Raw genomic sequence first — 22,143 nt, 5'->3', positions numbered from 1 at the left:
CCCCCGCCTCCCCGCGCTTCCCGGAGATCGAGCGCCGCATCCTGGCGTACTGGGACGAGGACGGCACCTTCCAGGCCTCGATCGACCAGCGTCCCACCCGGAACGAGGACGGCTCGCAGAACGAGTTCGTCTTCTACGACGGCCCGCCCTTCGCCAACGGCCTGCCGCACTACGGCCACCTGCTCACCGGGTACGTCAAGGACCTCGTGGCCCGCTACCAGACGCAGCAGGGCCGCCGCGTGGAGCGCCGCTTCGGCTGGGACACCCACGGCCTGCCCGCCGAGCTCGAGGCGATGAAGCAGCTGGGCATGACGGACAAGTCCGAGATCGAGGCCATGGGCATCGACACGTTCAACGACGCCTGCCGCTCCTCGGTCCTGAAGTACACGGACCAGTGGCAGGACTACGTGACCCGCCAGGCCCGCTGGGTCGACTTCGAGAACGACTACAAGACCCTCACCCCGGACTTCATGGAGTCCGTGATCTGGGCCTTCTCCGAGCTGCACCGCAAGGGCCTGACCTACCGCGGCTTCCGCGTCCTGCCCTACTGCTGGAACGACGAGACCCCGCTGTCCAACCACGAGCTGCGCATGGACGACGACGTCTACAAGATGCGCCAGGACCCCTCGGTCACCGTCACGTTCCCGATCACCGGCCTCCCGGCGGACCCCGCCCTCGTGCCCGACGGCGGCGCCGACGCGGCGCTCGCCGCGCACCTGGCCGGCGTCCACGTCCTGGCCTGGACCACCACGCCCTGGACGCTGCCGACCAACGCGGCCCTCGCCGTCGGCCCCCAGATCCAGTACGCCGTGGTGCCGGCCGGCCCCGAGGGCGCGACCGCGGACGGGGACCGCTTCCTCCTGGCCGTGGACCTGGTGGGCGCCCACGCCAGGGAGCTCGGCTACGCCAATGCCGACGCCGCCCGCGCCGCGGTCACCGAGACGATCCCCGGCGCCCGCCTCGGCGGCCTGGCCTATGCGCCGCTGTTCACGGACGTGTTCGACGCCCACCGCGGGGAGACCTTCACCGTCAACGGCCGTGACCTCGGCGTCGAGGGCGCCCACCGCATCCTCGTGGACGGCTACGTCTCCACCGAGGACGGCACCGGCGTGGTCCACCAGGCGCCGGCCTACGGTGAGGACGATCAGCGCGTGTGCGAGGCCAACGGCATCCCCGTGCTGCTCTCCGTGGACTCCGGTGCCCGGTTCCTGCCGCTGTTCGCCCGCGAGGACGTCGGGCGCGGCGACCTGCGCGAGATCGCCGGCGTCCAGGTCTTCGAGGCCAACCGCACGATCATCCGCGCCCTGCGCTCGCTGGGCCGGCTCGCGCGGGAGGCCTCCTACGAGCACTCCTACCCGTACTGCTGGCGGTGCCGCACGCCGCTGATCTACCGCGCGGTGACGTCCTGGTACGTCAAGGTCACCCAGGTCAAGGAGCGCATGCTCGAGCTGAACGAGGAGATCACCTGGATCCCCGGCAACGTGAAGCACGGGCAGTTCGGCACGTGGGTCGCCAACGCGCGCGACTGGTCCATCTCCCGCAACCGGTACTGGGGCTCGCCCATCCCGGTGTGGGAGTCCGACCACCCCGACTTCCCCCGCCAGGAGGTCTACGGCTCGCTCGCGGAGATCGAGGAGGCCTTCGGCCGCCTGCCGCGCAACGCCCAGGGCGAGGTGGACCTGCACCGCCCGTGGGTGGACGACCTCACCCGCCCCCACCCGGACCCCGAGGCCGCCGCGGCGGGTGCGGTCATGCGCCGCGTCGAGGACGTGCTGGACGTCTGGTTCGACTCCGGCTCCATGCCGTACGCCCAGGTGCACTACCCGTTCGAGCGCGCGGACTGGTTCCCCACGCACAACCCGGCGGACTTCATCGTGGAGTACATCGGCCAGACGCGCGGCTGGTTCTACACCATGCACATCCTGGCGACCGCCCTGTTCGACCGGCCGGCGTTCTCCAACGTGATCTCGCACGGCATCGTGCTCGGCTCGGACGGACAGAAGATGTCCAAGTCGCTGCGCAACTACCCGGACGTCACGGAGGTCCTGGACCGCGACGGTGCGGACGCCATGCGCTGGTTCCTCATGGCCAGCCCCATCCTGCGCGGCGGCAACCTGATCGTCACGGAGGAGGGCATCCGCGAGGGCGTCCGCCAGGTGCTGCTGCCGGCGTGGAACGCCTACCACTTCTTCACCCTGTACGCGAACACCGCGCACGACGGCGGCGCCCGCCCCGAGGGGTACCGCGCGCAGGAGCGGCACACCGCAGAGGACCCCCTGGACCAGTACATCCTGGCCGCCACGGGCCGCATGCTGCGGGAGGTCAAGACCAGCCTGGACGCCTACGAGGTCTCGGACGCCACGGACGCGCTGCGCGGCTTCATGGACACCCTGACCAACTGGTACATCCGCCGGTCCCGTGAGCGGTTCTTCGACGAGGACACCGTCGCCTTCGACGTCCTCTACACCGTCCTGGAGGCCTTCGCCCGGGCCGCCGCACCGCTGATGCCGCTGATCGCCGAGGAGATCTGGCGCGGTCTCACGGGCGGCCGCTCGGTCCACCTGACCGACTACCCGGACGCCGACCTGTTCCCGCACGGGCCCGAGGCGGACTCCCTCGTGGCCCGGATGGACGCGGTGCGCCGCATCAGCTCGGCCGGCTCGGCCCTGCGCAAGGGGGCCGGGCGCCGGGTGCGCCTGCCGCTGCCCCGCCTGTCCGTCGTCGTCCCGGACGCGGCGGGCCTCGAGGGCACCTACGCCCGCATCGTGGCGGACGAGCTGAACCTCAAGGACGTCGAGCTCACCGAGCTCTCGGAGGAGGCGATCGCCCGCTACGGCATCGGCACGGAGCTGAAGCTGAACTTCCGCGAGCTCGGCAAGGCGTTCGGCCGGCAGGTGCCGCTCGTGAAGCAGGCGGTCGACGCCGGCGCGTACGAGGAGACGGCCGAGGGCCTGGCGGTCACGCTCGCCGACGGCGAGACCGTGACCCTGGCCCCCGCGCTCTACGAGCTGCGCACCGTCTCCACCGGTGCCCCCGAGGGGACCGCGGTGGGCGTGCTGCCCAGCACCGCCGGCTTCCTCGTGCTGGACACCGAGGTCTCCGCGGAGCTGGCCGCCGAGGGCACCGCCCGGGACGTGGTCCGCGCCGTCCAGGCGGCCCGCAAGGCCGCCGGCCTGGACGTCTCCGACCGCGTGCGCACGCGGATCGAAGGCCCCACCACCGTCGTGGCGGCGCTCGAGGCCCACCGCGGTCTCGTCGCGGAGGAGACCCTCACGGTGGACCTGGAGCTCGTGGACTCCGGCGCGGCCGACCCGCGCAAGGACCCGGCCGACGACGCCATGAAGACCGTGGCCGTCACCGTCGCGAAGGCGGACGCGTGATGCGCGCGGACGCCCCGGGCACGGTCGAGGAGGTCTACCGGGACCTGCTCGCCCGCGCCCCGGAGAACAAGATGCAGCCGCGGCTCGAGCCGATGCGGCGCGTGCTCGCGCTGCTCGGCGACCCGCAGCACGCGGCCCCGGTGATCCACCTGACCGGCACCAACGGCAAGACGTCTACGGCGCGGATGGTCGAGGCTGTCCTGCGCGCCTACGGGCTGCGGACCGGGCGCTACACCTCGCCGCATCTGCAGCGCGTCACGGAGCGGATCAGCATCGACGGCGCCCCGGTGGCCGACGAGACCTTCGTGCGCGTGTGGGGGGAGATCCTCCCGATCGTGCAGACCGTGGACGCGGAGCTCGAAGCCGCGGGCGAGGTCCCGCTGACGTACTTCGAGGCGGTCACCACGCTGGGCTTCGCGGTGTTCGCGGACGAACCCGTCGAGGTCGTCGTCCTCGAGGTGGGCCTCGGGGGCGTGACGGACGCGACCAACGTCGCGGACGCCGTCGTCTCCGTGGTCACCCCCATCTCCCTGGACCACACGGACCTGCTGGGGGAGACCGAGGCCGAGATCGCCGAGGAGAAGGCCGGCATCATCAAGCCCGGCGGCGCCCTCGTCTCCGCCGCCCAGGAGCGCGACGCCGCCCAGGTGCTGCTCGAGGCGGCCCGAGCGGCCGACGTGCCGTTCCGCTTCGAGGGCGTCGAGTTCGGCGTGCTCGAGCGCTCCCTGGCCGTGGGCGGCCAGCAGGTGTCCGTGCGTGGCCTCGCGGCCGAGTACCGGGACCTGTTCCTGCCGCTGCTCGGGGAGCACCAGGCGCAGAACCTCGCGGTGGCCGTGGCGGCCCTGGAGATGTTCCTGGGCGGCGGCGAGCGACCGCTGGACGAGGAGCTGCTGCGCGAGGGGCTGTCCCAGGTCACCTCGCCCGGCCGGCTCGAGGTGCTGCGCACCGCCCCCACGCTCATCGTGGACGCCGCCCACAACCCGGACGGCGTGCGGGCCACGGCCCGCGCGGTGCAGGAGGCGTTCGGCTTCACCCGCCTCTCGCTGGTCGTCGGGATCCTCCAGGAGAAGGACGCGCCGGGCATGCTCGCGGCGCTCTACCGGGCGTTCGGCGACGACGTGGAGGACCTCGCGGTGACGCAGTCCTCCTCGGCCCGCGCCATCCCGGCCGGGGAGCTGGCCCGCATGGCCGTCGACGCCGGCTGGCCCGAGGATGACGTGTACGCCACCGAGTCCGTGCCGGACGCCCTGGAGTGGGCGGTCGGCCGCGCGGAGGCCCTGGAGACGAGTGCGGATGAACTGGCCTCTGGCACCGGCGGCGGCGTGCTCGTGCTCGGCTCGATCACCCTGGCCGCGGAGGTCCGCACCCTCGTGGGCGAGCCCCGCCACGCCGGCCCCGTCACCGTGGCCGCCCGCGGCCTCGACCCCGCCGACCTGCTCGACGCCGTCGGGCTGGCGGACGCCGACGAGGACGATCTGGATCCGGAGATCCTCGAGCTGCTCGAGGACCGCGACGACGCCGGCGCCCGCCGCCGGCCGGAGGAGGACCGATGACCCCCGACCAGCCGGAGACCGGAGGCGCCACGGAGCAGGGGCGCTTCGGCGATGAGTCCTGGCGCCCCGCGCGTGAGACGCGAGCCCAGCGGCAGTGGCGCCCCGGCACTCGTCGGCGCCGCCGCTCCGTGCGCGCCCTGTTCACCTCCACGATCCTCATGCTCGAGGCGGTGCTCATCTTCTTCCTCGGGCTCATGCTGTTCGGCATGCACCGGGACGAGCCGGGCGCCTGGTGGTTCGTGGCGGGCTACTCCGCGCTGGCCGTCGTCGCGGTGTTGACCTGCGCCCTGGTGCGCAGGCCCGTCGGCATCGCGATCGGCTGGGCGATCCAGGCCGTCCTGCTGGCCTCCGGCTTCTGGGAGTACTCGATGTTCGTGGTGGGGGCCCTCTTCGCGCTGACGTGGGCGTACGCCGTGATCAAGGGCGGGGCCATGGACGTCGAGAACGCCCAGCGCGACCGCCTCGAGGCCGCCTGGGAGGCCGAGCACGGACGCTGAGACCCGGGCCCCACTAGGGTGGAGCGGGAACCGGGCCGCGCTCGCGGCCGTCCGACGACGCTAGGAGCACACCCCATGACGCACCACACCGAAGAGACCCTCGTCCTCATCAAGCCGGACGGGGTGGCCCGCAACCTGGTCGGCGAGATCCTCGCGCGCATCGAGCGCAAGGGCTACGTGATCGCCGACCTGAAGATGCTCACGCCCACCCGCGCCATGTTGGAGCGCCACTACGAGGAGCACCAGGGCAAGCCGTTCTTCGAGCCGCTGGTGGCGTTCATGGCCTCCGGCCCCGTGGTGGCCGCGCGCGTCACGGGCGATTCGGTGATTGAGGGGTTCCGCTCGCTGGCCGGCAAGACCGACCCCACCGTGGCCGCCCCGGGCACCATCCGCGGCGACCTGGGCCGGGACTGGGGCGAGGCCGTCCAGAAGAACCTCGTCCACGGTTCGGACTCGACCCTTTCGGCCGAGCGCGAGCTCGCGATCTGGTTCGGCTGAGCCCGTTCCGGGCCCGCACGACGGCGGCCGGTCACCCTGGTGGGGTGACCGGCCGCCGTCGTCGTGCCCGGTGGGGGAGCGCGGGCTCAGTCGATCCCGATGACCCCGAGGCCCAGTTCCAGCAGGATCGAGGCGAACACCAGGACGTAGAGGAGCACGATCACGGGCCAGGCCAGCTCCCGGGCGAGGCGGACGAGACCGGCCGGGGCCGGCAGCGTGCCGGTCTGCAGGTTCCGGGACGTCACGAGCACGAGCTGGGCGATGACCATGGCCCACACGATCATGCAGTAGAGGCAGAGCGTGCCGATGCTGTAGACGGCCGAGTACCAGAGCCACACGCAGAACGCGAAGCCCGCCAGGATCCCCGCGTTCATCAGCAGCCAGTACCAGCGGGCGAAGCGGGCGCCGGCGAGCAGGGACATCCCCACGGTGATGAGCACGGAGAACGCGACCACGCCGATGTACGTGTTCGGGAAGCCGAAGGTGTGGGCCTGCCACGACTGCATCACCTGGCCGCAGGACACCCACGGGTTGAGGTCGCAGGACGTGCGGTGCGTCGGGTCCGCGGTGAGGAGGGCGCGCTCGACGATGATGATGATGGTGGCCGTCAGCGCCACGAGCGAGGTGATCAGGAGCAGCGCCGCCGTGCCCGCGGGCCGGGCGTACCAGGTGAGCCGGGCCTCCTCGGCGGGGATGTCGTCGGCGGGGGAGAGGCGGATGTCGTCCGTCAGCGGGGTCGCAGGCATGGACACGATTCTAGGCGCGTGCCCGGGGCGGATGTGAGAGAATCGGCCCTGGCCGTCCCGTGGCCACACCGCGGGGCAGCCCGCTGCGCGCCCGACGTCGGGCCGCCGCCGAGGCGCCCCCGCGTCGAGCATCGTGCGGGAGGTGGACGCCGGGCCTCGCCCGTGTGCGTCCGTGCGCCGGCCGGCGGACGGCACGTGACGCCCAGGCCCCGATCTCGAGGGCGCAGCGGTTCCGCGCCGGGCCCTGACGGTCGACGCGGTCCACCCGATGACTTCTCGGAGTCCGCCTCCCGGCGCACCCGTGGCGCACGGCGCCCGGGGCAACGCGGCCGGCGGCGGACGCGGACACGCCGGGCGGCGGCGAGTGTGGCGTCGTCGGTCGGCGGGAGGTGCTGCCATGGCGGCCAACAACGAGGACACGACCCGCGCAGACGAACGCGTGGAAGAGACGGCCGAGCAGGCCGTGACGCAGACCGCGGCGGACACCGCCGACGGGGCGGAGCCGGAGCGGACCGCCGCGTCCGACGACGCCGCGGACCCGGCCGAGGAGCCGAGCGCGCCGACGCTGCAGGTCGACCCGACCGACCCGTTCGCCGTGCCGGCGAACCTGATCGAGGTCCTGCGCACCGAGACCACGTCCCGGCAGCGCTCCGAGGACGAGGACGCCGGAGAGTCCGAGGACCGGGCCGAGGGCGCCGTGGTCTCCCGGCGGCGCCGCCGACGCCGCCGCGGCGAGGTGGACATGGAGCTCGACGGCGGCGAGGCCGGCGATCCCGAGCACACCGTCACCCGCGTGCGCGCGCCGCGCCAGGCCGTCGGCACCGCCTCGGACACCGTCCAGAGCGTCAAGGGCTCCACCCGGCTCGAGGCGAAGCGCCAGCGCCGCCGCGACTCCCGCTCGGGCGGGCGTCGCCGCACCGTGATCACCGAGGCCGAGTTCCTGGCCCGCCGCGAGGCCGTGGACCGCAAGATGCTGGTGCGCCAGCGCGACCAGCGCATCCAGATCGCCGTGCTCGAGGACGGCGTGCTGGCCGAGCACTTCGTCTCGCACACCACGCAGGACTCGATGATCGGCAACGTGTATCTGGGCAAGGTCCAGAACGTGCTGCCGTCCATGGAGGCCGCGTTCGTGGACATCGGCCGCGGACGCAACGCCGTGCTCTACGCGGGCGAGGTCAACTGGGACGCCGCCCAGCTGGACGGCAAGCCGAGGAAGATCGAGAACGCGCTCAAGTCCGGCGACACCGTGCTCGTCCAGGTCACCAAGGACCCGGTGGGCCACAAGGGCGCCCGTCTGACCAGCCAGGTCTCCCTGCCCGGCCGCTACCTCGTGTACGTGCCGGGAGGCTCGATGACCGGCATCTCCCGCAAGCTGCCGGACGTGGAGCGCTCGCGTCTGAAGAAGATCCTCAAGGACCACCTGCCGCAGGACGCCGGCGTGATCGTGCGCACCGCGGCCGAGGGCACCTCCGAGCAGGAGCTGCAGAACGACATCAACCGTCTGCGCGCCCAGTGGGAGGGCATCCAGGAGAAGGCGTCCGGCACCAAGGTGCTCGCCCCCGAGCTGCTCTACGCCGAGCCGGACCTGACCATCAAGACGGTCCGCGACGTCTTCAACGAGGACTTCTCCGCCATGCTCGTGCAGGGCGAGGCCACGTGGGACAACATCGAGGCCTACGTGACCTACGTGGCCCCGCACCTGCTGGACCGGTTGCACCACTGGGTGCCGGAGGACCACGACGGCGAGGACCTGTACGCCACCCACCGCGTGGACGAGCAGCTCCACAAGGCGCTCGAGCGCAAGGTGTACCTGCCCTCCGGCGGCTCGCTCGTGATCGACCGCACCGAGGCCATGACCGTGGTGGACGTGAACACCGGCAAGTTCACGGGCTCCGGCGGCAACCTCGAGGAGACCGTCACCAAGAACAACCTCGAGGCTGCCGAGGAGATCGTCCGGCAGCTGCGCCTGCGGGACATCGGCGGCATCATCGTCATCGACTTCATCGACATGGTGCTCGAGGCCAACCGCGACCTCGTGCTGCGGCGTCTCGTGGAGTGCCTGGGCCGGGACCGCACGAAGCACCAGGTCGCCGAGGTGACCTCGCTCGGCCTGGTCCAGATGACGCGCAAGCGCATGGGCACCGGGCTCGTGGAGGTGTTCTCGGAGACCTGCGAGCACTGCGCCGGCCGCGGCATCATCATCAAGGACACCCCCGTCGAGCGGGGCCGCTCCGGCGGTGAGCAGCGCGGCGAGGCGGAGGGCCGCCGTCGTCGCCGGCGCCGGGGCAACGGCGAGGGCGAGCACGCCCACGCCGCCGCGGCCACGACGACGGGCGCCGAGCACGCCGACTCCGAGGACGAGCGGCAGCGCCGTGAGCGGGCCGAGGCCGCCCGGGTCGCCCTGCACTCGATCGCGAAGGCCTCCGGCAAGGTGGCCGAGGACGAGACCCCCGCGCAGGAGCCCGCCCCCGCCGAGCAGGCGGCGGACGCCGCCGAGGACTCAGTGGCCGAGGCCGTCGAGGCCGCGTCGACCGGGCCCGCGGAGGCCGGGGAGCCGGCCGCGGCGGACGAGGAGGAGACGCCGCGTCGCCGGCGCCGTCGGGGCCGCCGGCGCAGCCGGGGCCGCGCTGAGGAGTCGGGGGACACCGGCGCCGAGGATGCCGGCTCCGAGGATGCCGCGCGGTCGCACGACGACGGCCCCGCCGAGTCCGCCGGTCAGACCCGTCAGACCGAGGAGGAGGCGGCCGAGCCGGCCGCCGCCGCGGCCCCCGAGCACCAGGACCCGGTCGTGCAGGCCGAGGAGGCCGTGGCCGCCGTCGCGGAGGCGGAGGCCGACGCCGAGGCCGAGTCCCCGGAGGACGCGGACGCGCAGGACGACCGTCCCCGCCGGTCCCGGCGTCGTCGGGGTGGCCGTGGGCGGTCCCGGCGGGACGGCGACGCGGCCTCGACCGAGACCGACGCCGAGGACCAGGGCGCGGAGCGCGCGACGCCGTCGCGGCACGACGCCGCGGACGCCGAGTCCTCGGCGGCCGCGCCCGCGGAGGACGCATCGGAGCCGGTCGAGGATGCCTCGGCGCCCGTGCCCGCCGAGGATGCCCTGGCGCCCCGGCGCCGCCGGTCCCGCCGGGCCTCGAGCGACGGCGTCGTCCGTCCGGCCGCCGGTGCGGACGCGTCCGCCGAGCGGACGGCCGACCGCACGGACGCGGCTCCGGTGGAGGCCACCGAGCCCTCGCCCGAGGAGTCCACGGACGCCACCGAGGTCCACGAGCAGCCCGCCGCCCCGGCCGCCGTCGAGGAGGCCGTGATGGTGGAGCCTGCGGCGACCGAGCCGACGGCGGAGCCCACGGCGGACGCGGACCAGGCGTCCGCCGCGGACGCCCCGACCGAGGCCCAGGCGGCCCCGGCGCCCGGATCGCCGCGCCGGCGCTCGCGTCGTGCCGTGTCGTCCGACGGCGTCCACGTCCAGGTCCAGGCCGCGCCCGGCGGCGCCCAGGGCGGCCGCTTCACGGCGGCCGTGGCCGAGGCGTCCACCCCCGCCGAGCCGCAGGGTGCCGCCCCGGTGATGCTCGGCGTCGGCGTGAAGGCCGCCGACCTGGCCCGTCGCGGCCGCTGACCGTCGTCGGTGCCGCCGCCCCGGGCCTGCCCCGGGCGGCGGCGACGCGCCGACACGCCTCTGTTTGGTCCGGATGCCCGGCAGCGAGTATGCTGGACAATCGGTGTTCACCGCCCGCACGCTCCCGCATGTCCCGGTGAGGGACCGCCGGACCCGGACGCAGCCGCGGTCGAGGTGCGGGCGAGCAGAACCCGATCTGATCCATTGAAACGTCGAGAGAAGTGAGTCCCAAGTGGTGTACGCGATTGTCCGCGCTGGCGGCCGCCAGGAGAAGGTTTCCGTCGGAGACCTCGTTACCCTTGACCGCGTTCCCGCTGAGACCGGTGGCTCCGTCGAGCTGCCCGCTCTGATGCTGGTGGACGGGGACGAGGTCAAGGCTGGCGCCGATGCCGCCGGTGTGAAGGTGACCGCCGAGGTCGTCTCCCACTCCCGTGGCAAGAAGGTCGTCATCATGAAGTACAAGAACAAGACCGGCTACAAGAAGCGCCAGGGCCACCGCTCTGAGCTGTCCACGGTCAAGATCACCGGGATCGCCTGAGCCGTCACCGGCACCGGCGAAACCGAGCATCCGAGAGGTTAGGCAACAGCAATGGCACATAAGAAGGCCGGCAGTTCCTCGAAGAACGGCCGCGACTCGAACCCGCAGTACCTCGGCGTCAAGCGCTACGGCGGCGAGGACGTCAACGCCGGCGAGATCATCGTCCGCCAGCGTGGCACCAAGTTCCACCCGGGCCGCAACGTCGGCCGCGGCAAGGACGACACCCTCTTCGCGCTGTCCGCGGGCTCCGTGGCCTTCGGCCAGCGCCGCGGCCGCAAGGTCGTGGACATCGTCCCCGCCGCGGAGTGATCTGACACTCGTGCGGTCTGCGTGCGGACCCTCGCCCGGCGAGGACACCCGCACCCCCTGACGCCCCGGCGGGGGCGGGCCCGGCATCCACCGGACCCGCCCCCGCCGTCGGCGTCTCCGGCCCCTGGGCCGTCTGAGTCCGATCCCTCCAGCCCCTAGGAGCACTCCCATGGCAGCCTTCGTGGACCGCGTGGTCCTCCACCTCACCGCCGGCAACGGCGGGCACGGGTGCGTCTCCGTGCATCGCGAGAAGTTCAAGCCCCTGGGTGGCCCCGACGGCGGCGACGGGGGCGACGGCGGCGACATCACCCTCGTGGTGGACTCGCAGACCACCACGCTGCTGGACTACCACCACGCCCCGCACCGGTCCGCTGAGAACGGCCAGCCGGGCATGGGCGACCACCGCGAGGGCAAGAACGGCCAGTCGCTCGTGCTGCCCGTGCCGGACGGCACGGTGGTCAAGGATGAGCAGGGCAACATCGTGGCCGATCTCGTGGGGGAGGGCGCGACCTACGTCGCCGCCGCCGGCGGTCAGGGCGGCCTCGGCAACGCGGCTCTGGCCTCCGTGAAGCGCAAGGCGCCCGGCTTCGCGCTGCTCGGCCTGCCGGGGGAGAGCCGGGACCTGACGCTCGAGATCAAGACCGTGGCGGACGTCGCGCTCGTGGGCTTCCCCTCGGCCGGCAAGTCCTCCCTCATCGCTGCCCTGTCTGCGGCCCGTCCCAAGATCGCGGACTACCCGTTCACCACGCTCGTGCCCAACCTCGGGGTCGTGCAGGCCGGCGACGTGCGCTTCACCGTGGCCGACGTCCCGGGCCTGATCCCCGGTGCCTCGGAGGGCCGCGGCCTCGGCCTGGAGTTCCTGCGCCACGTCGAGCGCTGCGCCGCGCTCGTGCACGTCCTCGACTGCGGCAGCCTCGAGTCCGACCGCGACCCGATCGCCGACTTCGAGGCCATCGAGGCCGAGCTCGAGGCCTACGCGGTGGAGCCCGTCTTCTCCCAGGGCGGGGAGGGCGTCGTACCGCTGAACGAGCGGCCCCGCCTCATCGCCCTGAACAAGACCGACCTGCCCGACGGCGCCGCGATGGCGGACATGGTCCGCGACGAGCTCGAGGGCCGTGGCCTACGGGTCTTCGACATCTCCGCGCTGGCCCGCGAGGGCCTGGACGCCCTCAAGTACGCCATGGCCGAGCTCGTGGCGGAGGCCCGTTCCCGGGTGGTCGAGCCCGCGCCGGCCGCGCCCGTCGAGGTGCCGCGCCGGCATCGCCGCCGTGGCGAGCGGGCCGAATTCACGATCCGCCGCGAGGAGCGCAACCTCGAGCCGCTGTTCCGCGTGCGCGGCGAGAAGCCCGAGCGGTGGGTCGCCCAGACGGACTTCCAGAACGACGAGGCGATCGGCTACCTTGCGGACCGGCTCCAGCGGGCCGGCGTCGAGGACGGCCTGTTCAAGGCCGGTGCGAGGCCGGGCGACGCCGTCGTGATCGGCGACGACGTCACGGGCGTCGTCTTCGACTGGGAGCCCACGCTGTCCGCGGGAGCCGAGCTGCTCGCCGGGCCCCGTGGCACCGACCTGCGGCTCGACGAGCGCACCCGCGCGACCCGCGCGGAGAAGCGCGCCGAGCAGGATGCCCGCCGGGCCGCCCGTGCGGCGACCCGGGCCGAGATGGAGGCCGAGCGACGCTCCGGCCTGTGGACCGACACCGACGATCGAGAGGGATGATCCATGTCCGTGCGGCGCACCGTCGTCACCCGCTATCCGACCCCCGCCACGCGCGGCTCTGAGGACCCGCAGGCCAACCCCGTGACCTCGCGGGAGACGATGCAGGCCGCACGCCGAGTGGTCGTGAAGATCGGCTCGTCCTCGTTGACCACCCCGGACGGCCTGGACGTGGCGGCCATCGACCGGCTCGTGGACGTCCTCGCCGCCGAGCGGCAGAAGGGCACCCAGGTGGTGCTCGTGTCCTCCGGTGCCGTCGCGGCCGGCTTCCCCCACCTCGGGCTGGGCCGACGCCCCAAGGACACCGCCACCCAGCAGGCCTCGGCGGCGGTCGGCCAGAGCAAGCTCATGGCGCACTACACCACGAGCTTCGGCCGGCACGACACCGAGGTGGCCCAGGTGCTCCTGACCGCCGAGGAGCTCATGCGGCGCACCCAGTACACGAACGCGCACCGCGCCCTGTCGCGGCTGCTCACGCTCGACGTGATGCCGATCGTGAACGAGAACGACGCCGTGGCCACGCGCGAGATCCGCTTCGGCGACAACGACCGCCTCGCGGCCCTCACCGCCAACCTCTGCAAGGCGGACCTGCTGGTCCTGCTCTCGGACGTGGACGCCCTCTACACGGGCCACCCCTCCCACCCGGACGCGCGGCGCATCCCGGAGGTCGCCTCGGACGACGATCTGGCCGGCGTCGACGTGCGTGTGCCCGGTTCCGCGGGCGTGGGCACGGGCGGCATGGTGACCAAGGTGGACGCGGCCGGCATCGCGGCCACCACCGGCATCCCGACCCTGCTCACCTCGGCCGCGAACGCGGGCGCCGCGTTCGCGGGGCAGGACGTGGGCACGTGGTTCTCCGCCACCGGCCGCCGCCGGTCCGCACGCGCGGCGTGGCTCGGCCTCACGGCGGAGGTCCGGGGCCGGCTCGTCATCGACGATGGCGCGGTGGCCGGGGCGATCGACCGCGGCCGCTCCCTGCTGGCCGCGGGCATCACCGGCTGCACGGGCGACTTCACGCCGGGCGACGTCGTCGAGATCGTGGACGCGCACGGCCGGGTGCGGGCGCGCGGCCTCGTGCAGTACTCCTCGTCGCAGCTGCCCGCCATGCTCGGGCGGACGACCGCCGACCTCCGCGAGGACCTCGGCGCGGGCTACGACGGCGTCGTCGTGCACGCCGACGACTGGGTGCGCCTGGCTCCGCCGCAGCGCTGACCGGCACGGGCTCCGGCCGAGTCGACGGACCGGGCCTCGTGCCTCGTCCGGGGCGCTCGATAGGCTGGCGGCATGCAGACCACCGAGAGCACCGCACCCCAGGATCAGTCCGGCCGCCAGGACGCCGAGGCGCCGACGCCCGAGGTCGAGGAGGCCGTCCGCCAGCGGGCCGAGTGGGCGCGTCAGGCCGTGCCCGAGCTGGCCACCGCCGGCCGCGCCCGCAAGGACGCCGTCCTGCGCCACATGGCCGAGGCCCTGCGCGCCAACGCGGCCGCGATCATCACGGCCAACCGCGAGGACCGCGGCCGCGGCCGCGAGGCCGGCACCTCGGCGGCCCTGCTGGACCGCCTCAAGCTGGACGAGGCGCGCGTCGAGGCGCTGGCCCTCGCCCTGGAGACCCTGGCCGGCCTGCCGGACCCCGTGGGCACCGTGGTCCGCGGCGGTCCGCTGCCCAACGGTGTGCGGATGAGCCAGGTGCGGGTGCCCCTGGGCGTCGTGGGCGCCGTGTACGAGGCCCGTCCGAACGTCACGGTGGACATCGCCGGCATCGCCCTGAAGTCGGGCAACGGCGTGATCCTGCGCGGCGGCTCGGCCGCGGAGTCCACCAACGCGGTCCTGATCCAGGTGCTCCGCGAGGCGCTCGTGGATCAGGGCTTCGACCCCAACATCATCCAGGGCATCGACGATCTCGGACGTCCCGGCGTCGCCGCGCTGATGGCCGCCCGTGGCGCCGTGGACGTCCTCGTCCCGCGCGGCGGCCGTGAGCTGATCCAGCGCGTGGTCCGTGAGGCCCGGGTGCCCGTGATCGAGACGGGTGAGGGCAACGTGCATCTGTATGTGGACGCCTCCGCACCCAAGCAGATGGCGGTGGACATCGCGCTGAACTCGAAGACCCACCGCACCTCCGTGTGCAATGCGGCCGAGACCCTGCTGCTCCACCGGGACGCGGAGGAGGCGGGCCGCGAAGTGCTGCGCGCCCTCACCCGTGCCGGCGTGCTGCTGCACGTGGACGAGGCCGCGCGGGCCTGGCTGCCCACGCTCGCCGACCGCGGCGACCACGCCCGGGACGCCGTGGACGCCACGGAGGAGGACTGGGGCACCGAGTACCTGGACATGGAGATGGCCGTGCGCGTCGTGGACTCCCTCGACCAGGCGATCGAGCACATCGGCCGGTGGTCCACGGGCCACACCGAGGCCATCGTCACGAACGACCTGGCCGCGGCCGAGCGGTTCATCACCGAGGTGGACGCCGCGGCCGTCATCGTGAACGCGTCCACGCGCTTCACCGACGGCGGCGAGCTCGGCCTCGGCGCCGAAGTGGGCATCTCCACCCAGAAGATGCACGCCCGCGGGCCCATGGGCCTGGAGGAGCTCACGACCACCAAGTGGATCCTGTGCGGCGACGGGCAGATCCGCCGCTGAGCCGGGCTACGATGGACACCAGGACCCCTTCGGCCCGGCCCCGGCCCGGCCGTCTGACCCGCTGCACCGAGGAGCATCCATGCTGAACACCTCCCTGATCCTGGCCGCCGCCGAGGGCCACCACGTCGTCAACGAGCTGCCGATGGACCCCATCTGGTACGGCCTGCTCGTCTTCGCGCTGCTGATGGCCGCCCTGGCCGCCACCATGTCCATGCGCTCCCGCGCGCTGCGCCTGCCCGAGCCCACCACCGCGGTCCAGCACCACGGCACCGGCCGCGGCTCGCACACCTCCGGTCACTGACGTCTCACCGGCCCGCCGCGTCGCCGCCTCCGCCGGGGGCGACGCGGCGGGCCGTCCGTTCGTCTCCTGTGCGCATGACCGTCGCCTCCCGCACCCCCGTCCCCGAGCCCACCGCCGGGGGCGTGCGCCGTCGTCGCCTCGGCATCATGGGCGGCACCTTCGACCCGATCCACCACGGGCACCTCGTGGCCGCCTCTGAGGTGGCCGCCGAGTTCGCGCTGGACGAGGTCATCTTCGTCCCCACGGGTCAGCCGTGGCAGAAGTCGGACCGGCAGGTCTCCCCGGCCGAGGACCGCTACCTCATGACCGTGGTGGCCACCGCCTCCAACCCCCGGTTCACCGTCTCCCGGGTGGACATCGACCGCCCCGGCGCCACCTACACCGTGGACACGCTGCGGGACCTGCGCCGCCTGCACCCGGACGCCGAGCTGTTCTTCATCACCGGCGCGGACGCCATGGGCCAGATCCTCACGTGGAAGGACGTGGACGAACTCTGGGACCTGGCGCACTTCGTCGGTGTCACCCGTCCCGGCCACGACCTCTCGGACATGGGCCTGGGCGCCGACGTCTCCCTGATGGAGATCCCCGCCATGGCGATCTCCTCCACGGACTGCCGGGAGCGCGTCCGCCGGGGCCGGCCCGTCTGGTATCTCGTCCCGGACGGCGTCGTCCAATACATCGCCAAGCACCACCTCTACGTCTCGGAAGAGGAGACCTCGTGACCGTTCCCCAGACCACCCTGGACGCCCTCACCACCGCCGCGGCCGCCGCCGCGGACAAGCTCGGCACGCACATCGTCGCGTTCGACGTCGCCGAGCGGCTCGGCCTGACCGACGCCTTCCTGATCGCCTCCGGCGCCTCGGAGCGTCAGGTCAACGCGATCGTCGACGGCGTCGAGGAGGCGCTGTTGAAGGACGAGCAGCTCAAGCCGTTGCGTCGCGAGGGCCGGTCCGACGGCCACTGGGTGCTGCTCGACTACGGACACTTCGTGGTGCACGTCCAGCATCGCGAGGACCGCGAGTTCTACGCGCTGGACCGCCTGTGGAAGGACACCCCGGCGATCGACCTCGGCCTGCCGGAGGAGAGCACCCGACCGGACGCGGCCACCCAGGACGACGGCGCCTCCGCCTCGCACGCCTCCTGAGCGGGCCGGGAGATGCGCCTGATCCTGCTGCGTCACGGCGAGACCGACTGGAACGTCCTGGACCGCTACCAGGGGCACACGGACATCGAGCTGAACGCCGAGGGGGAGCGCCAGGCCCGCCGCGCCGCCGGTGGGCCCGTGGGCGATCTGCTCGAGGACGCGGAGGAGCTCGTGGCCGTGTGCTCCCCGCTGGCCCGGGCGCGCCGCACGGCCGAGATCGTGCTCGAGGCCCGGGTGGGCGCGGCGCCCGTGGCCGTCGACCCGGAGCTGATGGAGCTGGCCGGGGGAGAGTGGGAGGGCCTGGAGCTCAGTGCCATCGCGGAACGCTGGCCGGACGAGCACCGCCTCTGGCGGGCCGAGCCGGCGCTCGACGCCGGTCCCGTCGGCGGGGAGACCCTGCGCGGGGGCGGCGAGCGGGCCCTGCGTGCGCTGCGCGGACACGTGCCCCCGCACTGGGCGGACACCCCCCGCGACGGTGGCGCCCACACCCTGCTCGCCGTGGCCCACGGTGCGCTGATCCGCGCGGCCACGGGGTTGCTCCTGCGTCACGAGGGCGAGGCCTTCGCGGCGATGGCGCGGATCGGCAACGCCCGCGCCGCCGTGTTGCAGGGCGCGTTCACTGCCGACACCGGGGCCGAGGGCTGGGGCGACTGGACCCTCGAGGGCTACGGCATCTGAGCGCGCCTCGGCCCGGACGCCGATTTGGCGCCCGCGCGGGGACCGTGTACGCTGGTCGAGTTGCCAGCGAGGCGAACGGCCCGGAAACGGCGCGTGAACATCGCGGGTGACGCACACATCTGGGGGTATGGCGCAGTTGGTAGCGCGTCTGCATGGCATGCAGAAGGTCAGGGGTTCGAATCCCCTTACCTCCACCAGTCAGGAGGCCCGGTCCGTACGGACCGGGCCTTCGTCGTCGTCGGGCTCCCGTGCGGGCCCGGGCGGCGACCGCCGCCCTGCGACATCACCGCGCTGCGGCACTGCGGTGATGTCGCTCCGCCGCGGTCGGTGCGGGGGACACGCCGGGGTACGCGGCGCGCTCGACCGCCGTGAGTGCGGGTTCCACCGCACGGCCCTCCCGCGCCGAGGCGACGGCGGCCTCGAGCACCGCCATCACGGCGACGGCCTGGTCGGGGGTGGCGGCGTCACCGTTCGGGCGGCCCAGGATCGCGTCGCGCACACCCGTGTAGGACCGCTGCTGGGCTCCGGTGGGCGCGGGGACGCGCTCGGTGTTCCCCTCCCCGTCGTGCAGGAGGATCGGGTCCGGGTCGACGCCCCAGCCCTCGGCGCCGGGGAGCAGACCCGCGCGCAGCTGCGCCTCCTGCTGATCCGGCAGTTCCTTCACCGCGGTGCCACGCGTGCCGTGGACCGCGAAGCGCGGGCTGCCGCCGGCCACGAGCATCGACGCCTGCAGGACCACGCGCCGGCCCGGATACTGCAGCACGCAGTGCGCCCAGTCCTCGACCGGGGCGCCCGGACGCAGGGCCGCGAGGTCGGCGTCCACGCGTTCGGGGACGCCGAAGAGCAGGAGCGCCTGGTCGACCAGGTGCGGTCCGAGGTCGAACCAGATGCCGCCCCCGGGCACCGAGGCTTCCCGCCAGCGGCTCCGGACGGTCGGGCGGAAGCGGTCGATCCGGGACTCGAGGTGGACGACGTCTCCGAGCCGGCCGGAGCGGACGAGCTCGGCGATGCCCAGGAAGTCGCTGTCGAAGCGGCGGTTCTGGAACACCCGCAGCACCCGCCCCGTCTCGGCCGCGAGGTCGCGCAGCTCCCGCGCCTCGGCGAGACTCAGCGTGAACGGCTTGTCCACCACCACGTGCCTGCCCGCCCTGAGGGCGGCGCGCGCGAGCGGCGTGTGCTGGTCGTTCGGGGCGGCGATCACCACGAGGTCCACGTCGTGCCACGCCAGGAGCGCGTCCACGTCGGGCACCACGACGACGTCCGGCAGATCCGCGTGCACCGCGTCCGGGCGGCTCGAGACGACATGGGTGAGAGCGAGTCCCTCCGTGGCGTGGAGCAGGGGGACGTGGAACGTCTTCCCGGCGAACCCATAGCCGATCAGGGCGGTGCGGATCGGTGCGTCAGTGCGGGACATGCAGGACCTCCTGGGCTGGCGGGGGGGGGGCATGGGGGCGTCTCCTGCACGCTAGGCCGTGGCGTCGCGGCGGTCCATCGACGCCGCCCGGCCGGTTTGCGCGGTTGCCGCAGGCCGGGTATTCTGTTCAGGTGCTCCGGCCGGTCCGCCGGAAACGGAGTCACCACCCACCTGGGGGTATGGCGCAGTTGGTAGCGCGTCTGCATGGCATGCAGAAGGTCAGGGGTTCGAATCCCCTTACCTCCACCAGTCAGAAGGCCCGGTCCGTGCGGACCGGGCCTTCGTCGTCGTGACGGCCAGCTCGCCGTCGAGAACCACCGGTCACGGCCGGGTTGCGGTCCAGTGTCGATCACGCATCGACGTCGCATAGCTCTTTCATGGCAGGCTCTCGGCGGACAGACTCGAGGCGTCCCCACCCGTGGAGCCCGGAACACCGGTGCTGCAGAGGCGGGGGCCGCCGGCCCTGTCCGGCCGACTCAGTGAGGAGCTGCCATGTCCGTCATCCGTACCCGTCGTCCCTCCCTCCGTCACCTGCCCGTCGCCGTCGCCGCCGCCGGCCTCGTCACCACCGTCGCCCTCGCCGGCCCCGCCGCCGCCTGGGACGACGCCCACGGCCCCCAGGCCGGCTACTTCCAGGCCGTCGACCACGAGAACGTCACCACCGCCCTCTTCCAGACCTACGACGGCTACGACCCGGAGGACCTCACGCTCACGCTCACCCCGGTGGCCGAGGACGGCACCCGCCTGGAGGGCGGCCAGGAGGTCGAGTTCACCGCCCTGGACGTCATCGACGGCGGTGCGGTGGACGTCCTGGAGACCCGCCGCGCGCTCGGCGCGGCCGGTGCAGGCCTGGTGCGGTACGACGTCGTGGCCGACGGGCAGATGCTGAACATGGGCATCACGCTCCAGGCGGACACCGACCTCGCCGACGATCAGGGGGCGGCCGTGCACTCTGTCGACGGCCCGCAGATGGCCCACCTCGGGGACCGGCCCCTGGCCTGGGACTCGGCCATGCAGTTGGCACCCGGGGTGGCGGGCGCCGAGATCGTCCACCTGGTCGCCGCGCCGACGATGGAGAACACCTACGCGGCGGTCGTGGCCGAGCCGGCCCACGGTGAGGTCTTCGCGTTCCGTGACTCGGAGCACTCCGAGCTCCGTGCCTGGTACATCCCCGACGAGGGCTTCGTCGGCACGGACACCTTCACCGTCGACTTCCACAGCGATCACGTCGCCCATGTCCAGACCGTCACCGTGCACGTCGGCGAGGAGATCCCCGCCGCGTACGACGGCTTCCTCGATGCCGAGGACGGCGTCCTCAACGGGAAGCCGCTCGACCTGACCGACCCGGACACCGCCGCGGCGCTCGCCGCGTTCCGGGGCGACGAGGCCGCCCCGGCTCCGGAGGACGAGGAGGAGCAGCCCGCTCCGGTCGAGGACGACGCCGACGAGCAGCACACGACCCCGGACACCGTCGAGACGGGGCAGTCCACCGGCTGGTGGCTGGCCGGCCTCGGCGCCGCCGCCGCGGGGGTGCTGGTCGCGGCCCGCCGTCGTCTGGGCCTGACCGACTGAAAATCCGCCGCGCACAGATCCGTCGACGCGCCGCCCCTCTCACACACAGGGGCGGCGCGTCCGTGCCGGCCTGACACGTGGCCGGCAGTCCGCGGGTCAGTCGCCGAGGCCCGCGAGCAGCAGGTCCAGTCCCTCCTCGAAGGGTGCGTCCGCATAGGGGTTCCGCGCCCCCGTCGCGCGCGTGCCCCCGCCCGCCCGGAAGGCCTCGGCGGCCGCGCCAAGCGCGGGCAGGCGCTCCTGCGCCCCCGCCACCTCGAAGATGTCGGCCGGAGCGTCGACGTCGTACGCAGACCCGTAGATGAACGACTCGAGCGCGATCACCCGGGCCAGCACCTGCTCCGGCGCCAGACCGGTCCGGGCCAGCACCGCGCACACCGTCTCGTAGACCCGCTGCGTCGACGGGGCTCCCTCGATCGGCAGGGTCGCGATGAGCGGGATCAGCGGCGGATGGGCCGCGAAGACGTCGCGGTAGGAGCGCGCCCACGCCCGCAGGGCGGCGACGACGGGCACCTCGCCCCGGATCGCGGCTTCCAGCTCGACGAGCGAGACCTCGCCCATCACGGCGTCCTGCAGCAGGACGAGCAGCTCATGCTTGCCGCTGATGTGGTTGTAGAGCGCGCTCGGCGCCACGCCCAGGCGACGGCCGACCGCCGCCATGGTGAGCCCTTCGTATCCCTCGGTGCGGGCGACCGCGAGCGCCGCGTCCGCGATCGCTTCGCGGCTCAGAGCGGGGGAGAGAGGTCGTCCGCGGCGGCGGCGCGCCCGGGGCGGTTCAGTGGTCTCGTCCATCCGGCCATTCTGACCCGTCGGACGGGCAGGAGGTGTCAGGCCGGCTACGGACCAGCCTTCCCTTCCCGGCGCGCGGCCCGTACAGTGAGCGCCGACACTCTAAATGAACGGCATTCACCCGGGCCCCGCCCGATGCCCCGTCCCCGCCAGAGGAGCACCCCATGACCCTCCGGCCCCGCCGCCCCGTGGGACGAGGTCACGGCGACGCCCGTGCACGTGGACGTCCACCAGGACGGCGAGCAGATCGTCGGAGCGGGGATCGACCTCACGCAGTTGGATGAGGGCGGCGACCTGGACCCGGAGCCACAGACGGTCGGCTGGTACGGCCCGCCGCAGTGGGGCACCACGCCGGGGGAGCGGTCCCGGTACGCGGGGGTCCTGGCCGGGCACGTCGTCTACCACGGCGTGCGGGACGTGTTCTGGAACCTGGGCGACGTGCGCGCGGGTGCCGTCGTCGTGGTGACATACGACGACGGCACGCAGGCCGCCTTCGAGGCGGACGCGGACGCGGTCTCGGTGGAGAAGGAGGCGCTCACCCAGGATCCGTCGCACCGCTGGGCCTGGGAGCCCGGGGGCGACGACGCGAAGGTCACGCTGATCACGTGCGACCTCGTGCCGGGCACCGGGATGGCCGGGAACGCCTTCAACAACTGGGTGGTGCAGGCCACCCGCGTCGCCTGAGGCCGCGGTGACCCCGGGGCAGGGAGGCCGGAGGGGTACCCTGGGGAGGCCGGGGCGGCCGACCGCGTCGGACCGCCATTGA

The 22,143-nt window shown here is 73.4% G+C and carries 19 protein-coding genes, 2 tRNA genes and 1 pseudogene; 18 read left to right on the top strand and 4 right to left on the bottom strand.

Going from position 1 to position 22,143, the window contains the following annotated elements; genetic code table 11:
• Both ileS and J1M41_RS09860 read left to right on the top strand, forming a co-directional pair.
• A partial coding sequence (gene ileS / locus J1M41_RS09865; RefSeq protein WP_206451652.1) for an isoleucine--tRNA ligase occupies positions 1 to 3,380 on the top strand: 3,380 nt, incomplete at its 5' end.
• Positions 3,380 to 4,933 (top strand): folylpolyglutamate synthase/dihydrofolate synthase family protein, encoded by a 1,554-nt coding sequence (locus J1M41_RS09860; protein ID WP_060973659.1) that lies wholly within the window; start codon positions 3,380 to 3,382, stop codon positions 4,931 to 4,933. The genes ileS and J1M41_RS09860, both read left to right, overlap by 1 nt.
• Positions 4,934 to 5,048: 115 nt before the next feature.
• Here the strand turns inward: J1M41_RS09860 and J1M41_RS12350 are convergent.
• A pseudogene (locus J1M41_RS12350) lies at positions 5,049 to 5,093 on the bottom strand (hypothetical protein); the annotation flags it as partial.
• On the opposite strand from J1M41_RS12350, the gene J1M41_RS09855 reads away from it, so the two are divergent.
• Entirely contained in the window at positions 5,086 to 5,430 is a 345-nt protein-coding gene (locus tag J1M41_RS09855; protein ID WP_354403124.1) for a DUF4233 domain-containing protein, read from the top strand. The pseudogene J1M41_RS12350 and the gene J1M41_RS09855 overlap by 8 nt on opposite strands.
• 75 nt (positions 5,431 to 5,505) lie before the next feature.
• Positions 5,506 to 5,928 carry a nucleoside-diphosphate kinase gene (ndk, locus tag J1M41_RS09850; RefSeq protein WP_012750845.1) on the top strand — a complete coding sequence of 141 codons (423 nt, stop codon included), beginning with the start codon at positions 5,506 to 5,508 and terminating at the stop codon, positions 5,926 to 5,928.
• An 86-nt stretch (positions 5,929 to 6,014) separates the two neighbouring features.
• Here the strand turns inward: ndk and J1M41_RS09845 are convergent, their stop codons facing one another.
• Positions 6,015 to 6,674 (bottom strand): vitamin K epoxide reductase family protein, encoded by a 660-nt coding sequence (locus tag J1M41_RS09845; protein WP_044659082.1) that lies wholly within the window; start codon positions 6,672 to 6,674, stop codon positions 6,015 to 6,017.
• Between the two features lie 397 nt (positions 6,675 to 7,071).
• Between J1M41_RS09845 and J1M41_RS09840 the strand changes: the two genes are divergently transcribed.
• The 11 genes from J1M41_RS09840 to J1M41_RS09790 all read left to right on the top strand — a co-directional run bounded on the left by J1M41_RS09840 (position 7,072) and on the right by J1M41_RS09790 (position 17,802).
• Positions 7,072 to 10,287 (top strand): Rne/Rng family ribonuclease, encoded by a 3,216-nt coding sequence (locus J1M41_RS09840; RefSeq protein WP_241247898.1) that lies wholly within the window; start codon positions 7,072 to 7,074, stop codon positions 10,285 to 10,287.
• A gap of 232 nt (positions 10,288 to 10,519) precedes the next feature.
• Positions 10,520 to 10,825, top strand: a complete 306-nt coding sequence (gene rplU / locus J1M41_RS09835; protein ID WP_002853919.1) for a 50S ribosomal protein L21 — start codon at positions 10,520 to 10,522, stop codon at positions 10,823 to 10,825.
• Positions 10,826 to 10,876: 51 nt separating this feature from the next.
• Positions 10,877 to 11,134, top strand: coding sequence for a 50S ribosomal protein L27 (gene rpmA, locus J1M41_RS09830; RefSeq protein WP_002853915.1), 258 nt, complete (start codon positions 10,877 to 10,879; stop codon positions 11,132 to 11,134).
• A gap of 169 nt (positions 11,135 to 11,303) precedes the next feature.
• Positions 11,304 to 12,851: a GTPase ObgE gene (gene obgE, locus J1M41_RS09825; RefSeq protein WP_020622077.1), complete on the top strand. Its 1,548-nt coding sequence runs from the start codon at positions 11,304 to 11,306 to the stop codon at positions 12,849 to 12,851.
• A gap of 3 nt (positions 12,852 to 12,854) precedes the next feature.
• Positions 12,855 to 14,060 carry a glutamate 5-kinase gene (proB, locus tag J1M41_RS09820; protein WP_020622078.1) on the top strand — a complete coding sequence of 402 codons (1,206 nt, stop codon included), beginning with the start codon at positions 12,855 to 12,857 and terminating at the stop codon, positions 14,058 to 14,060.
• 72 nt (positions 14,061 to 14,132) lie between these two features.
• On the top strand, positions 14,133 to 15,482 hold the full coding sequence (locus J1M41_RS09815) for a glutamate-5-semialdehyde dehydrogenase (protein WP_129866979.1): 1,350 nt from the start codon (positions 14,133 to 14,135) through the stop codon (positions 15,480 to 15,482).
• 79 nt (positions 15,483 to 15,561) lie between these two features.
• Entirely contained in the window at positions 15,562 to 15,783 is a 222-nt protein-coding gene (locus tag J1M41_RS09810) for a hypothetical protein (protein ID WP_010078833.1), read from the top strand.
• A 74-nt stretch (positions 15,784 to 15,857) separates the two neighbouring features.
• Positions 15,858 to 16,505, top strand: a complete 648-nt coding sequence (gene nadD / locus J1M41_RS09805) for a nicotinate-nucleotide adenylyltransferase (protein ID WP_144825544.1) — start codon at positions 15,858 to 15,860, stop codon at positions 16,503 to 16,505.
• On the top strand, positions 16,502 to 16,927 hold the full coding sequence (gene rsfS, locus J1M41_RS09800) for a ribosome silencing factor (RefSeq protein ID WP_036316941.1): 426 nt from the start codon (positions 16,502 to 16,504) through the stop codon (positions 16,925 to 16,927). The genes nadD and rsfS overlap by 4 nt, the downstream gene beginning before the upstream one ends.
• A gap of 12 nt (positions 16,928 to 16,939) precedes the next feature.
• Positions 16,940 to 17,605, top strand: coding sequence for a histidine phosphatase family protein (locus J1M41_RS09795; protein ID WP_069941376.1), 666 nt, complete (start codon positions 16,940 to 16,942; stop codon positions 17,603 to 17,605).
• A gap of 121 nt (positions 17,606 to 17,726) precedes the next feature.
• Positions 17,727 to 17,802 (top strand) — tRNA-Ala (locus tag J1M41_RS09790).
• 86 nt (positions 17,803 to 17,888) lie between these two features.
• On the opposite strand, the gene J1M41_RS09785 is transcribed toward J1M41_RS09790, so the two are convergent.
• A complete protein-coding gene (locus J1M41_RS09785; RefSeq protein WP_044659077.1) occupies positions 17,889 to 19,019 on the bottom strand; it encodes an oxidoreductase in 1,131 nt (376 codons plus the stop codon).
• Positions 19,020 to 19,192: 173 nt separating this feature from the next.
• On the opposite strand from J1M41_RS09785, the gene J1M41_RS09780 reads away from it, so the two are divergent.
• Positions 19,193 to 19,268 (top strand) — tRNA-Ala (locus J1M41_RS09780).
• 243 nt (positions 19,269 to 19,511) lie between these two features.
• Entirely contained in the window at positions 19,512 to 20,591 is a 1,080-nt protein-coding gene (locus tag J1M41_RS09775; RefSeq protein ID WP_098092940.1) for a hypothetical protein, read from the top strand.
• Between the two features lie 96 nt (positions 20,592 to 20,687).
• Here J1M41_RS09775 and J1M41_RS09770 read toward each other — a convergent pair whose 3' ends face one another.
• The gene (locus tag J1M41_RS09770; protein WP_036381598.1) at positions 20,688 to 21,380 is read right to left on the bottom strand and encodes a TetR/AcrR family transcriptional regulator; all 693 of its coding nucleotides are present in this window, start codon (positions 21,378 to 21,380) and stop codon (positions 20,688 to 20,690) included.
• A 216-nt stretch (positions 21,381 to 21,596) separates the two neighbouring features.
• On the opposite strand from J1M41_RS09770, the gene J1M41_RS09765 reads away from it, so the two are divergent.
• Positions 21,597 to 22,061: a class F sortase gene (locus J1M41_RS09765; protein ID WP_342214097.1), complete on the top strand. Its 465-nt coding sequence runs from the start codon at positions 21,597 to 21,599 to the stop codon at positions 22,059 to 22,061.
• Positions 22,062 to 22,143 lie beyond the last annotated feature (82 nt).

The sequence above is a fragment of the Micrococcus sp. KRD096 genome, from assembly GCF_017168495.1.
GTDB classification, from domain to species: Bacteria; Actinomycetota; Actinomycetes; order Actinomycetales; family Micrococcaceae; genus Micrococcus; species Micrococcus luteus.
This window is presented reverse-complemented; position numbering and strand designations above follow the sequence as displayed.

Excerpts from the sequence above, each read along its gene's own strand:
- J1M41_RS09810 (WP_010078833.1), top strand. The coding sequence starts at position 15,562 with ATGCTGAACACCTCCCTGATCCTGGCCGCCGCCGAGGGCCACCACGTC.
- J1M41_RS09795 (WP_069941376.1), top strand. The coding sequence starts at position 16,940 with ATGCGCCTGATCCTGCTGCGTCACGGCGAGACCGACTGGAACGTCCTG.
- rpmA (WP_002853915.1), top strand. The coding sequence starts at position 10,877 with ATGGCACATAAGAAGGCCGGCAGTTCCTCGAAGAACGGCCGCGACTCG.
- ndk (WP_012750845.1), top strand. The coding sequence starts at position 5,506 with ATGACGCACCACACCGAAGAGACCCTCGTCCTCATCAAGCCGGACGGG.
- J1M41_RS09860 (WP_060973659.1), top strand. The coding sequence starts at position 3,380 with ATGCGCGCGGACGCCCCGGGCACGGTCGAGGAGGTCTACCGGGACCTG.
- J1M41_RS09770 (WP_036381598.1), bottom strand. The coding sequence starts at position 21,380 with ATGGACGAGACCACTGAACCGCCCCGGGCGCGCCGCCGCCGCGGACGA.
- J1M41_RS09840 (WP_241247898.1), top strand. The coding sequence starts at position 7,072 with ATGGCGGCCAACAACGAGGACACGACCCGCGCAGACGAACGCGTGGAA.
- nadD (WP_144825544.1), top strand. The coding sequence starts at position 15,858 with ATGACCGTCGCCTCCCGCACCCCCGTCCCCGAGCCCACCGCCGGGGGC.
- J1M41_RS09775 (WP_098092940.1), top strand. The coding sequence starts at position 19,512 with ATGTCCGTCATCCGTACCCGTCGTCCCTCCCTCCGTCACCTGCCCGTC.
- J1M41_RS09845 (WP_044659082.1), bottom strand. The coding sequence starts at position 6,674 with ATGCCTGCGACCCCGCTGACGGACGACATCCGCCTCTCCCCCGCCGAC.
- J1M41_RS09815 (WP_129866979.1), top strand. The coding sequence starts at position 14,133 with ATGCAGACCACCGAGAGCACCGCACCCCAGGATCAGTCCGGCCGCCAG.
- J1M41_RS09785 (WP_044659077.1), bottom strand. The coding sequence starts at position 19,019 with ATGTCCCGCACTGACGCACCGATCCGCACCGCCCTGATCGGCTATGGG.
- proB (WP_020622078.1), top strand. The coding sequence starts at position 12,855 with ATGTCCGTGCGGCGCACCGTCGTCACCCGCTATCCGACCCCCGCCACG.
- obgE (WP_020622077.1), top strand. The coding sequence starts at position 11,304 with ATGGCAGCCTTCGTGGACCGCGTGGTCCTCCACCTCACCGCCGGCAAC.